This is a genomic window from Serratia sp. ID 25-353, from assembly GCF_054792795.1.
In genome coordinates this window covers 1,620,287-1,632,212 of sequence record NZ_CM139236.1, presented here as the reverse complement: position 1 = coordinate 1,632,212, position 11,926 = coordinate 1,620,287, and the positions used below count along the sequence as shown (strand labels likewise).

Annotated in this window: 10 protein-coding genes; 4 read left to right on the top strand and 6 right to left on the bottom strand. The window is 62.5% G+C overall.

The window, feature by feature from the left end; all coding sequences use genetic code 11:
• Positions 1-57: 57 nt before the first annotated feature.
• The gene (locus tag ACYF6X_RS07840) at positions 58-951 is read left to right on the top strand and encodes a DMT family transporter (RefSeq protein WP_130017318.1); all 894 of its coding nucleotides are present in this window, start codon (positions 58-60) and stop codon (positions 949-951) included.
• Positions 952-1,159: 208 nt separating this feature from the next.
• Here ACYF6X_RS07840 and ACYF6X_RS07835 read toward each other — a convergent pair whose 3' ends face one another.
• From ACYF6X_RS07835 to tetR, 5 genes are all read right to left on the bottom strand, one after another.
• Positions 1,160-1,765, bottom strand: a complete 606-nt coding sequence (locus ACYF6X_RS07835) for a nitroreductase family protein (protein WP_049196903.1) — start codon at positions 1,763-1,765, stop codon at positions 1,160-1,162.
• Positions 1,766-1,833: 68 nt separating this feature from the next.
• Positions 1,834-3,132, bottom strand: a complete 1,299-nt coding sequence (locus tag ACYF6X_RS07830; RefSeq protein ID WP_130017317.1) for a c-type cytochrome — start codon at positions 3,130-3,132, stop codon at positions 1,834-1,836.
• 27 nt (positions 3,133-3,159) lie between these two features.
• Entirely contained in the window at positions 3,160-5,418 is a 2,259-nt protein-coding gene (locus ACYF6X_RS07825) for a xanthine dehydrogenase family protein molybdopterin-binding subunit (protein WP_130017316.1), read from the bottom strand.
• Positions 5,415-5,888 carry a (2Fe-2S)-binding protein gene (locus ACYF6X_RS07820; protein WP_063989920.1) on the bottom strand — a complete coding sequence of 158 codons (474 nt, stop codon included), beginning with the start codon at positions 5,886-5,888 and terminating at the stop codon, positions 5,415-5,417. The genes ACYF6X_RS07825 and ACYF6X_RS07820 overlap by 4 nt, the downstream gene beginning before the upstream one ends.
• A 175-nt stretch (positions 5,889-6,063) precedes the next feature.
• Positions 6,064-6,705, bottom strand: a complete 642-nt coding sequence (gene tetR / locus ACYF6X_RS07815; protein ID WP_063989921.1) for a tetracycline resistance transcriptional repressor TetR — start codon at positions 6,703-6,705, stop codon at positions 6,064-6,066.
• 64 nt (positions 6,706-6,769) lie between these two features.
• On the opposite strand from tetR, the gene tet(41) reads away from it, so the two are divergent.
• The 3 genes from tet(41) to ACYF6X_RS07800 all read left to right on the top strand — a co-directional run bounded on the left by tet(41) (position 6,770) and on the right by ACYF6X_RS07800 (position 10,509).
• Entirely contained in the window at positions 6,770-7,951 is a 1,182-nt protein-coding gene (gene tet(41) / locus ACYF6X_RS07810) for a tetracycline efflux MFS transporter Tet(41) (protein ID WP_063989922.1), read from the top strand.
• A gap of 256 nt (positions 7,952-8,207) precedes the next feature.
• A complete protein-coding gene (locus ACYF6X_RS07805; protein WP_063989923.1) occupies positions 8,208-8,942 on the top strand; it encodes a MurR/RpiR family transcriptional regulator in 735 nt (244 codons plus the stop codon).
• Positions 8,943-9,072: 130 nt separating this feature from the next.
• The gene (locus ACYF6X_RS07800) at positions 9,073-10,509 is read left to right on the top strand and encodes a 6-phospho-beta-glucosidase (RefSeq protein WP_130017315.1); all 1,437 of its coding nucleotides are present in this window, start codon (positions 9,073-9,075) and stop codon (positions 10,507-10,509) included.
• A 48-nt stretch (positions 10,510-10,557) separates the two neighbouring features.
• Here ACYF6X_RS07800 and ACYF6X_RS07795 read toward each other — a convergent pair whose 3' ends face one another.
• Positions 10,558-11,895: a D-serine ammonia-lyase gene (locus ACYF6X_RS07795; protein WP_130017314.1), complete on the bottom strand. Its 1,338-nt coding sequence runs from the start codon at positions 11,893-11,895 to the stop codon at positions 10,558-10,560.
• Positions 11,896-11,926 lie beyond the last annotated feature (31 nt).

Sequence of the window (11,926 nt, the reverse complement as noted above, 5' to 3'; positions counted from 1 at the left end):
CATTTTAATGATTAAACCGCTTCACCACAAGTCCGGTCAGGCAACGAGGGAAACGACATGAAAACGAAAACGCGCGGCGCAGTGCAAATGATCCTCGCCATGACCATTTCCGGCACCGTGGGGTGGCCGGTACTCGTTTTGGGGCAGCCGCCCGCGACGGTGGTGTTTTGGCGCTGCGCGTTCGGCGCGCTGGCCATGCTGGCGACCTGCGCCGCACTCGGTCAGTTAAAGCAAGGCGCGATCAACCGGCGCCAGCTGGCTTTCGCCATCCTCGGGGGGATCGCCCTGGTGCTCAACTGGACGCTGCTGTTTGCCGCCTACAAGCATGCTTCGATCGCGGTCGCCACCGTCACCTACCACGTTCAGCCGTTCATGTTGGTGGCGCTGGGGGCGCTGCTGTTTGGCGAAAAACTGACGGCTAACCGGCTGGGCTGGCTTCTGCTGGCGTTCACGGGGATGGTGTTGATCGTCACCGGCCGGCAAAACGGCGGCGGCGATGACTACCTGCTCGGCGTGGCGCTGGCGCTCGGCGCGGCCCTGATGTACGCCATTGCGGCGGCGATCGTCAAACAACTGGCCGCGCTGCCGCCGCAGCTGATCGTGTTGATTCAGCTGACCGTCGGCACGCTGGCGCTGGCGCCGTTCGCCGGCCTGGCCACGCCGCCTGCGGCCCCCCTCGACTGGCTGCTGCTGGCGACCCTCGGCCTGCTGCATACCGGCTTGATGTCTACACTGCTGTATGGCGCCATTCAGAAGATCCCCACGGCCCTGGTCGGCGCCCTGTCGTTCATCTACCCGGCGGTGGCGATCGTGGTGGACTGGGCGGTGTTCGGCCACCGCCTCAGTCTGCTGCAGCTGCTGGGCACGCTGGCAATCCTGGGCGCCGCAGCGGGCATGAACTTCGGCTGGCGGCTCTCGCCGATCATCCGGCGGGTTGATAAAACCGGTTAATCCCGTCCGGTGGGCAAGCTATGCACAATAAGACATTCGTCTTGCGCCCGGCGCGGTGCTATTTATTTAAACCGTGTAGGGTAGAAGGAGTTTTCTATGTGGCATCACCGCCTGCAACGGCGCATCCGTTTCAGCTACTGGAACGAACTGTGCGTCGCAAAAAATAAGGGAAGGCGCAAGCCTTCCCTTTTGTCATTCACCGCTCGGATCAGAAACGGTCGGTTTTCACCACCTCGTCGAAAGGCAGTTTGCCGATGCGCGGATAAGGTTGCCCCGCCGCCTTGCCGATGGCGACCATCAGCGCGATCTGATAGTGCGCCGGTTTGTTGATGATCTCACCCACGGCGTCGAAATCAAACCCGTCCATCGGGCAAGAGTCGTAGCCCTGCGCCTTGGCTGCCAACATCAGCGTCTGGGCAAAGATGCCGCTGCTGCGCATCACTTCGTCGCGCTGCACCTGTGGCTTACCGCGATAATACTGATCGACGGCCGGGATCATGAACTGCTGAACCGGCTCCGCCGCCTCGGCCCAAACGTTTTTTACCTGTGACTCCCAGCTCGACAGATCGCCGCACAGCACGACCAGCATCGATGCGTCGGTCACCTGCGCCTGCCCCCACGCCGCCTCGCGAATTTTCTCACGCTGGGCGCGATCTTCGATCAGCAACGGGCGCCAGTGCTGCAGGTTAAATGCGCTGGGCGCGCCCTGCAGCGCGATAGTCAGCAACGCTTTTTTCTCTTCGAGCGTCATCACGTGCTGCGTATCGAACTGCTTGGTGGCGCGGCGCTGGCGGATTGCGTCTAACGTATTCATTTTACTGCCTCTGTCCATGTGAAAGGCCCTATTGTCGCCAACGCGGCGCGCCTGTCCAGCCCCGGCGGCTATTTCTGCGCGGTTTCGGCGCGCAAGCGGCCGACCTGCGCCACCAGATCGGGCCACGGCGCCTGACCGGCATAGTGCTGCCGCAGGTCGTTGAGCAGGATGGCGATCTGCGCGTCATCCAGGTTATGGCGGAAGCCCGGCATATAGCCCAGTTCGGCGTTCGCCGGCCGCTGTATGCCATCCAGCACCACGCGAATGGCGTTGTCCGGCACCTCGGCAAACAGGTTGGTGTTCAGCGCCAGAGAAGGCCGCACTCCCGCCATCTGCGCGCCTTTTTCCTGCGCATGGCAAGCCATGCAGGCGCCGGAAAACAGCCGCGCGCCTTGCGAGTTCAGGGGCTCCACCTGGCGTTCCGCCTGAGCGTTCAACGTGGCCGCCGTCGCGCCCGCCGCCGTTTCAGGATGATAGCTGCGCAGATAGACGGCGATCGCCTGCAGATCGGCCTGCGGCAAGCGGGACAACCCTTCTTCGACCACCGGCGCCATCGGGCCGGCGGCCACGCCGTGGTTGGCCGAGTAGCCGGTACGCATAAAATCGACCAGATCCTGCTGCGTCCAATCGAGCGGCGCAGGCGAGCGGCCGGTCAACGCCGGCGCCGTCCAGCCTTCCGCCACGCCGCCGGCCAGGTGGTCGCCACCGGTTTTCTCGCCGAACAGCACGTTGCGCGGCGAGTGGCAGGCGCTGCAGTGCCCCAGCCCTTCGGCCAGATAAGCGCCGCGGTTCCAGGCGGCGCTTTTAGCCGGGTTTTCCTGCATCGCGCCCGGCGTCAGGAACAGCAGGTTCCAGGCGAAGATGCCCTGGCGGATATTGAACGGAAAATGCAGATCGGTGGCCGGCGGCCGGTAATTGATCGGCGGCTGCGACATCAGGTAGGCGTACAGCGCCTGCAGATCGTCGTCACTCGTGCGGGTAAAGGCGGTATAAGGAAACGCCGGATAAAGGTAGCGCCCCTGCCGATCGACGCCGTGTCGCATGGCGCGTTCAAACGCCGCGTAGCTCCAACTGCCGATGCCGGTTTCCACGTCCGGCGTGATGTTGGTGGTGTAAATGGTGCCGAAGGGGATCTCCATCGCCAAACCGCCGGCGTTGCGCTCGCCGCCCGAACGGGTGTGGCACACCGCGCAGTCGCCGAGATCGGCCAGCGTTTTGCCGCGCGCGATCTGCGTCTCGCTGAAACGGTGCGTCGCATCGGCGGGGAGCGGTGTGATTTCCGGTTGCCAGCTGGCGACAACGCCGGCCACCACCACGGCGATCGCCGTGAAGCCACCCCACCCGACGATTTTTTTCATCTTACTCATTTTTGCTGTCCTTGTTCGTGACGGGAGTTAATGGCCGGCCTGAGCGCGCAGTGCGGCAAGCACCCGCGCCGGCGTAAACGGCACCTCGCGCAGCCGCACGCCGAGCGCGTCAAACAGCGCGTTGCCGATCGCCGCCGCACTCGGCACCGAGGCGGATTCTCCGGCGCCCATCGGCGCTTCCTCCGGGCGATCGATCAGCTGGATATCGATCTGCGGCAGTTCGTCGAAACGCAGGATCGGATAGCCGCCCCAGTCCAAAGACGTCACTCCCGTCTCGTTGAAGGTTACAAACTCTTTCAGCACCCGGCTGGCGGACTGGATGACGTTGCCGTGCACCTGATGGCGTACCCCGGCCGGGTTGATCATGCGGCCGCAGTCATGCGCCACGAAAATTTTATCGAGCGTGATCTGCCCGGAGCGGCGATTGACGCTGAGATCGCACACCCAGGCAGCCCAAGCGGCGCCGAAGCCGGGGAACTTGCTGTGGAAATAGCGCGCATAGGCGAAGCCGCGGCCGCTCACCACTTCGGCGCCGGCGGCGCGCGACCGGTGCGCCGGACCATCTAACCAGTTTGCCTGCTGCTTCAGGGCTTCAATCAAGGCCACCGCACGCGGATCGTTCAGATAGCGCAAACGAAACGCGATCGGATCCTCACCGGCGCGCCAGGCCAGCTCGTCGATCCAGGACTCATGGGCGAACACGTTGGGCAGTGCCGAAACGCCGCGCATCCACGAAGCCCGCACGATCGGCGCGGCGTCCTGGCAGATCACTCGCATGTGCGGATATTCGTATTGCGGAATGGCGGTGCGATCGCCCATCTGCTGCACGTCGGCCCGATTGGCTACCTTACCGGTCAACACCAGCGGCAAGGTCACGGCATTGTTGGAGGGATAGCTGGTTTTCAACTCGTAGGCCGCCACCCGGTTTTGCGCGTCGAGGCCGCCGCGCACCCGAATCAGCTGGCCGGTACCCTTCGGCTCCCAACCGGATTCCTGTTCGCGCATCAATTGCACGCGCACCGGTCGCCCGGTGGCCCGCGCCAGCAGCGCCGCGTCCGCCGAGACGTCGTCGGCGCAGTTGCGGCCATAGCAGCCGGAAGCCTCCATGCGGGTGATGTGCACCTGCCCAGGCGGCAATTCGAGCAGCCTGGCGATATCTTTGCGCAGATCGTGCGGGTTTTGCGTGCCGGACCACACCTGCGCCCGCCCGTCTTTGACCTCCGCCACCGCGCAGGAAGGACCGATCGAGGCGTGCTGATGGTAAGGCCAGACATAGTCGGCCTGCACTTCGGTATGCAGCAATGCCAGCGCGGCGTCCGTTCCCGCGTCGTCGCGCAGCACGCGGTCGGTTTTCGGATTGGCCTCCAGCGCGGCGGGCAGCGCCTCCGGCGACAGATCCGGTAATCCGGCCCAGGGCTCCCAGGTGGTTTTCAGCCGGCGCATGGCGGCGATCGCCTGCTCCTCGCGTTCGGCCACGATGCCGATGAAATCGTTGATCACCACCAGTTTCACGATGCCCGGCAGGTGCGCGATCGAGCTTTCATCCACCGACAGCAGGCCGCCGCCCAACGGCGCGCTGCTGTCGGCGCCTACGTATGGCGGGCGCACCACCCGGCCATGCAGCATGCCGGGCAAGCGCAGGTCGTGTACGTAGGTCAGCTCACCGCTCACTTTGGCCGGAATATCGACCCGGGGCACGGCGCGGCCGACATAGCGGTTCTGCCGTTCGCTGTTCAGCGGCACGTTTTTATCCAGCATCACGTGCAGATTTTGCCCACTCGCCAGCTGCGCATAGCGCAGCGATCGCCCTGGGTTCCTGGTCACAAATACCTGCCCCGCCGCCGCCGTCAGCTGTTCGGCCGGCAGTTCGAAGGCTTTGGCCGCCAGCGCCGTCAGCATGTTTCGCACCTGCGCCGCCGCCTGTCGCAGCGGCACCGACGTCACCTGAAGGGTGGCGCTGGCGATGGTCGGCCCCTGATCCGGCGTGCGTTGCGTATCGCCAAGGATCATCGTGACTTGCTCGAACGGCACGCAAATTTCATCGGCGACGATCTGCGCCAGCGCGGTGCGAATGCCGGTGCCCAGATCGACGTGGCCGTTGAACGCCGTCACCCGGCCGTCGGCGGTGAGGCTGATAAAGCTGTCCACACGATCCAGCGGCAGATCGGCAGGCGATGCAACCGACTCGGCGGCGAAGGCGTTAAACGGCGCAGGCAGCAGGCTGCTGACCATCACCACACCGCCGGCCTGCAACAGCTGCCGACGGGTCAGTTCGAGGCGGCTCATGCTTGCCTCCGCGCGGCCAGCAGATCGCGGGCGCGCTCGGCGGCATGCAGGATCTCGATATGCGTGCCGCAGCGGCACAGGTTGTAGGCCAGCTCTTTCTTGATGGTTTGTTCGTCGGCCTCCGGCTCACGTTCGAACAGCGCGACCAGCGTCATGATCATGCCGTTGGTGCAGTAACCGCACTGCGCCGCCTGCTCATCAATAAACCCCTGCTGAACCGGATGCAGCGCCTCCGGTGTACCCAGGCCTTCCAGGGTGGTGACGGATTTTTTTCCTACGGCGGACAGCGGCATTGAGCAGGAGCGTGCGGCGACGCCGTCGATCAGCACCGTGCAGGCGCCGCACTCCCCCAGGCCGCAGCCGTATTTGGGGCCATTCAATTGCAGATCGTTGCGTAAAACGTACAGCAGCGGGGTCTCGGGCGAGATATCGCCGAGTGGAACCACCCGGCCGTTAACATTGATTTCCATGGTGAAACTATCCCTTAAGCAAACGGATTTAATCCGTAACATCACTGCGATGAATAATTGCGCAGCGTGCTAATAATTATCATCAAAAGACTTGATAATGTTAAGGGAATGTAGCCGCCATGGCTTTAACGAAAAGTGGGTATTTTCTATAAATTTCCTATAGATAAGCCCGGTTTTATGATTGCGCGCCGTGATTATTGGCGTTCGTCAACGCGGCCTCGGCACCGTCGACCAACAGCCGGAGGCCGGCTTCGAACAACGCGTCTGCCCCCTTCTCCTGCAGCTTTGCCCAGCCTCCACACAGCAGCGGGTAGCGCCGGCGATCGGCCTCGTTCAGCGCATCATCGGGCTGCATTTGCTGTTCTTCCAGCACCCAACCCACCACGAAACGCCCGACGGCGAACAGCAGATTAACGGCGTGTTCCGGCGTAAAGCCCGCCCGGCACAGCAGCGCCACCTTGGCCTCGATGATGGCGAATTGTGGTTCCTGCGGCCGGGTGCCGGCGTGCAGGCGCGCCCCGTCGCGGTAAGCCAGCAACGCGCGGCGGAAGTTGACTGCATTGGCGGTCACCCAGGCCTGCCAGGGGATGTCGACGGGCACCTCTTCGCGGTGATCCAACATGATGGTTTCCGCCATCGCCTTCAGCAGCTCGGCCTTGTTTTTGAAGTGCCAATAGAGCGTGGGGGATTGCACGCCCAGGTGTTGCGCCAGGCGGCGGGTGCTCAGGGCATCGATGCCGATGTCATCCAGTAACGCCAGCGCCCCGCGCAGGACGGTTTCACGCGTTAAACGCGCCGCAGTATTTTTTTCGCTCATCTCTCTATCACTGATAGGGTAACTGTGGAATACTCAATACTCTATCACTGTTAGAGTCACAATTTTGAAAAAACCTATGCTGGTTATTTTGTTGACGGTGTTGCTGGATGCGGTGGGCATCGGTCTGATCATGCCTATTCTGCCGGCGCTGTTGCGCTCGCTGGGTGGTCTCGATGCCGGCAGCGTGCATTACGGCGCCCTGCTGGCGGCCTACGCCTTGATGCAATTCCTGTTTTCACCGATCCTCGGCGCGCTGAGCGATCGTTTCGGGCGGCGGCCGGTGCTGTTGATTTCGCTCGCCGGCGCGGCGGCCGACTACCTGCTGATGGCGTTCGCGCCGACGCTGGCCTGGCTCTATCTGGGGCGATTGCTGGCGGGCATTACCGGCGCCAACATGGCGGTCGCCACCGCTTACGTTACCGATATTACCCCTGCCGGCCAGCGCGCGCGGCGTTTCGGCCTGGTGGGCGCGGTGTTCGGTATCGGCTTTATCGTCGGCCCGCTGCTCGGCGGCTCGCTCGGCGAATGGCATCTGCATGCGCCCTTCCTGGCGGCGGCGGTGATGAACGCCCTCAACCTGGTGATGGCGTTTTTCCTGCTGCCCGAATCGCGTAAATCCCGCCCCCGCGCCGCCGAGAAAATTCGCCTTAACCCCTTCTCGTCATTGCGCCGGCTACACGGCAAGCCTGGCCTGCTGCCGCTCGCCGGCATTTACCTGATCATGGCGCTGGTTTCACAGGCGCCGGCCACGCTGTGGATTTTATACGGCCAGGATCGTTTCGGCTGGAGCATGATGGTGGCGGGCCTGTCGCTGGCCGGCTACGGCGCCTGTCACGCGCTGTCGCAGGCCTTCGCCATCGGCCCGCTGGTCGCGCGGCTCGGCGAGCGCAAAGCGCTGCTGATCGGCCTGGCGGCCGACGCCGTGGGCCTGGCGCTGTTGTCTGTCGCCACGCGCGGCTGGGCGCCGTTCGCCCTGCTGCCGTTCTTCGCCGCGGGCGGCATGGCGCTGCCCGCGCTGCAGGCGCTGATGGCGCACAAGGTGGACGACGACCATCAGGGCGAGCTGCAAGGGACGCTCGCCAGCATGGGCAGCCTGATCGGCGTCGCGGGGCCGCTGGTGGCGACGGCGCTGTATGCCGCCACGCGCGATGTCTGGCCCGGCCTGGTGTGGGCGCTGGCCGCCGCCCTGTATCTACTGGTGCCGCCGCTGCTGGCGCGCTCACGCGCCAGGGATGCGGCGCCATAGCTTTGCCGTTCTTTAACTTTAGAAAGCAGAAACCGGCATTTTGCCGCCGGGATCCGCTGACCTATGCTAACCCGGTGTGATGAAACGCGTTTTCATGGCATGTCTTCCGGAACGTTTTGCTTTATTTGTTCGTCGTGAACCCTGGGCCGCGCCTGACTGGTGCGGCTTTTCTTTTTGCCTGGCAGTGCCAGCAGCGGTGAATTTTGCTATGTTAACCCGCAGATAAGCTTCCCGTTTTCAGCCGCCGGACCGACTCATGTTTACCCATAAAGCAATCGCTGAGCTCAACGCCCTGGAGCTGATGGTTTATACCTACGTCAGCAAACACAAGAATCAAGTGATGTACATGACCATCCGCGAACTGGCCGAGGCCGCCGGCGTGTCCACCACCACCGTGCTGCGGTTTTGCAAGAAAATGGGCTGTGATGGCTATTCGGAATTTCGCATCCGTTTCAAGCTGTACCTGGAACAAACCGACGCGCCGCCGGTCGATTCCGGCATCGGCGAAATCCTCAGCTTTTTTAAAAGCGTCAGCAACGAAGAGTTTAATCAGCTGATCGATCAGGCGGTGCACCATATCGCCGCCGCCGAGCGGATTATTTTCGTCGGTATCAGCACCTCAGGCGCATTGGGGAAATACGGCGCGCGTTTCTTTTCCAACGTCGGGAAATTCAGCACCCACATCGACGATCCTTATTATCCCGTCAACAGCGACATGTATAAAAACGCGGTGGCGATCATGCTGTCGGTCACCGGCGAAACCGAAGAGATCCTGCGGCTGGCCAGCCAGTTCAGCCTGCACCACTGCAAGATCATCAGCATCACCAACAACGAAACCTCTTCGCTGGCGCGGCTGGCGGACTTCAACCTCTCCTACCACGTTCCGCAGCATTTGATCGGCGGGCATCACAATATCACCACGCAGATCCCCGTACTTTACATTATTGAAACCATCGGTAAACGGCTCGGGCATATTAATTCGGCAAAATAAAACAGGCTGTTTTTTTATTGTGACAAATCACTTTTCACGGTGATTTGTTATATCGTGACATTTCTTTCGGTCTTGCTACTCTATTCTCAACGCAGCGTTATTACCCTTCATTAAATAAACCGATGAGACATTGACGATGAAACAGTTGCCGAAGGATTTTCTGTGGGGGGGCGCGGTCGCCGCGCACCAGGTTGAAGGCGGTTGGGATCGGGGCGGCAAAGGGCCCAGCATCGCCGACGTGCTGTCCGGCGGCTCGCACGGCGTGGATCGCGTGATGACCGACGGCGTGCTCGACGGCTACCGTTACCCCAACCACGAAGCGGTGGATTTCTACGGCCGCTATAAGCAGGACGTGGCGCTGTTCGCCGAGATGGGCTTCAAATGCTTCCGCACCTCAATCGCCTGGACGCGCATCTTCCCGAACGGCGACGAAGCGGCGCCGAACGAGGCCGGCCTGCAGTTTTACGACGATCTGTTCGACGAACTGCTGAAATACGGCATCCAGCCGGTGATCACCCTGTCCCACTTCGAAATGCCTTACCATTTGGTGAAAGCCTACGGCGGCTGGAAAAATCGCCGGGTGGTGGAGTTCTTCGTGCGCTTTAGCGAGGTGGTGATGCGCCGCTACCGCGAAAAAGTGAAGTACTGGATGACCTTCAACGAGATCAACAACCAGAGCAACTACCGTTATCCACTGTTCGGCTACTGCTGTTCCGGCGTGGATTACACCCAGGAAGACAACCCGGAACAGGCGCTGTACCAGGTGTTGCACCACCAGTTCGTCGCCAGCGCGCAGGTGGTCAAACTCGGTCATCAGATCAATCCGGAATTCAAGATCGGCTGCATGCTGGCCTGCGTGCCGTTCTACCCGTATTCCTGCAAGCCGGACGACGTGATGTACGCCGTCGAGGCGATGCACCAACGCTATCTCTACACCGACGTGCAGATGCGCGGCTACTACCCAAGCTACCTGCTGCGCGATTGGGAACGCAAAGGGCTGAAAATCGAGATGCAGCCACAGGACGCGCAGATCCTGCGCGAAGGCTGCACCGACTACATCGGCTTCAGCTATTACATGAGCAACGCCCTGCAGGCTAACGCGGTGGACGGCAGCGACGGCATGTTCGGCTTCCCGGGCAACGTGCCGAACCCGCACGTCAAGGCCTCCGACTGGGGCTGGCAGATCGATCCGGTCGGGCTGCGCTATTCGCTGAACGTGCTGTATGAACGCTACCAGAAGCCGCTGTTTATCGTGGAGAACGGCTTCGGCGCCTTCGACAAGGTGGAAGCGGACGGCCGGATCAACGATGACTACCGCATCGACTATCTGCGCGCCCATATCGAAGAGATGAAAAAAGCGGTGATTGAAGACGGCGTAGACCTGATCGGCTATACGCCGTGGGGCTGCATCGACTGCGTGTCATTCACCACCGGCGAGTACAGCAAACGCTACGGCTTCATCTACGTCGACAAGCATGATGACGGCACCGGCACGCTCGAGCGTTCGCGCAAGAAGAGCTTCGACTGGTATCGCCGGGTGATCGCCAGCAACGGCGAACAGCTGTAACCGCACGACAGACAATCAGGGGCGATTTTCGCCCCTTTTTACTGCGCCTTAATCCGCCGTCTGCCCGGCGGCGAGATACTTCGCCATTTCCGCCGGCGGCACCATGCCGCCACCGGTCGCCCACACCAGATGCGTCGCCTGCGCCAGACTCTCGGCGCTGATGCCTTGCTCGCTGAGCGCCTTCGCATGGGCTGCAACACGCCACGGCCCGGCCATACCAGCCAGCGCGGACGGCTCCAGTTGGAGATGCTCGTGCCTGTCCAACAACCCGAGCAGCGCAAACATTTCTTCGTCGCTCAGGGTATAGAACGCGCTTAGCAGGCGCTCCATCGCCCGGCCGACAAAGCCGGAGGCGCGCCCCACCGCCAGCCCATCCGCCGCGGTGCGGTTGTCGATGCCAAGATCCTGCACCGCAATGCCGTCATGCAGCCCGCTGTAAACCCCGAGCAGCATGCAGGGCGAATGGGTCGGCTCGGCGAAAATGCAGTGAACGTGATCGCCGAACGCCAGCTTGAGGCCAAACGCCACGCCGCCCGGCCCGCCGCCAACGCCGCACGGCAGATACACGAACAGCGGATGCTGCGCGTCCACCACGATGCCCTGTTCGGCGAACTGCCGCTTCAGGCGGCCGCCGGCCACCGCGTAGCCGAGGAACAGGGTTTGCGAGTTTTCATCGTCGATAAAGAAACAGCGCGGATCGTTCGCCGCCTGTTTGCGCCCCTGCTCGACCGCCACGCCGTAATCTTCGGCGTACTCCACCACCGTTACGCCGTTATCGCGCAGCTTTTGCTTTTTCCACGCCCGCGCATCCGCCGACATGTGCACGCTGACGTCAAACCCCAACCGCGCGCTGATGATGCCGATCGAGAGCCCCAGGTTGCCGGTCGAGCCGACGGCGATGCGGTACTGGCGGAAGAACTGACGAAACTCGTCGGAAAACAGCCGGGCGTAGTCGTCGCCGGTCTGCAGCAGCCCCGCCTCCAGCGCCAGCGTCTCCGCGTGCGTCAGCACCTCGTAGATGCCGCCGCGCGCCTTGATTGAGCCGGAGATCGGCAGATGGCTGTCCTTTTTCAATAGCAGGCGCCCGCCCAACGTCTGCCCATAGCGCCGATCCAACGCCTGCTGCATGGCGGGGATCGCCACCAGCTCCGATTCGATGATCCCCCCAGTGGGCTGGGTTTCGGGGAAGGCCGCGGCGAGATAAGGCGCGAAGCGCACCAGGCGCTGCTCCGCTTCGGCGACGTCGGCGGCGGTCAGGCCAACATGGGGCAAGCCTGCGGCCAGCGTTGTCGCACGCGGATTGAACCAGGTGATCGGCTCGAGGGCGACCATTCGTTGCAACAGCGGATGCTGCGCAATCCACGGTTGAATCTGTGATTTTTGCATAAGAGTCCCTGACTGATTTGGCGTTGCCGTC

Excerpts from the sequence above, each read along its gene's own strand:
- ACYF6X_RS07820 (WP_063989920.1), bottom strand. The coding sequence starts at position 5,888 with ATGGAAATCAATGTTAACGGCCGGGTGGTTCCACTCGGCGATATCTCG.
- ACYF6X_RS07805 (WP_063989923.1), top strand. The coding sequence starts at position 8,208 with ATGTTTACCCATAAAGCAATCGCTGAGCTCAACGCCCTGGAGCTGATG.
- ACYF6X_RS07835 (WP_049196903.1), bottom strand. The coding sequence starts at position 1,765 with ATGAATACGTTAGACGCAATCCGCCAGCGCCGCGCCACCAAGCAGTTC.
- ACYF6X_RS07840 (WP_130017318.1), top strand. The coding sequence starts at position 58 with ATGAAAACGAAAACGCGCGGCGCAGTGCAAATGATCCTCGCCATGACC.
- tetR (WP_063989921.1), bottom strand. The coding sequence starts at position 6,705 with ATGAGCGAAAAAAATACTGCGGCGCGTTTAACGCGTGAAACCGTCCTG.
- ACYF6X_RS07830 (WP_130017317.1), bottom strand. The coding sequence starts at position 3,132 with ATGAGTAAGATGAAAAAAATCGTCGGGTGGGGTGGCTTCACGGCGATC.
- ACYF6X_RS07825 (WP_130017316.1), bottom strand. The coding sequence starts at position 5,418 with ATGAGCCGCCTCGAACTGACCCGTCGGCAGCTGTTGCAGGCCGGCGGT.
- ACYF6X_RS07795 (WP_130017314.1), bottom strand. The coding sequence starts at position 11,895 with ATGCAAAAATCACAGATTCAACCGTGGATTGCGCAGCATCCGCTGTTG.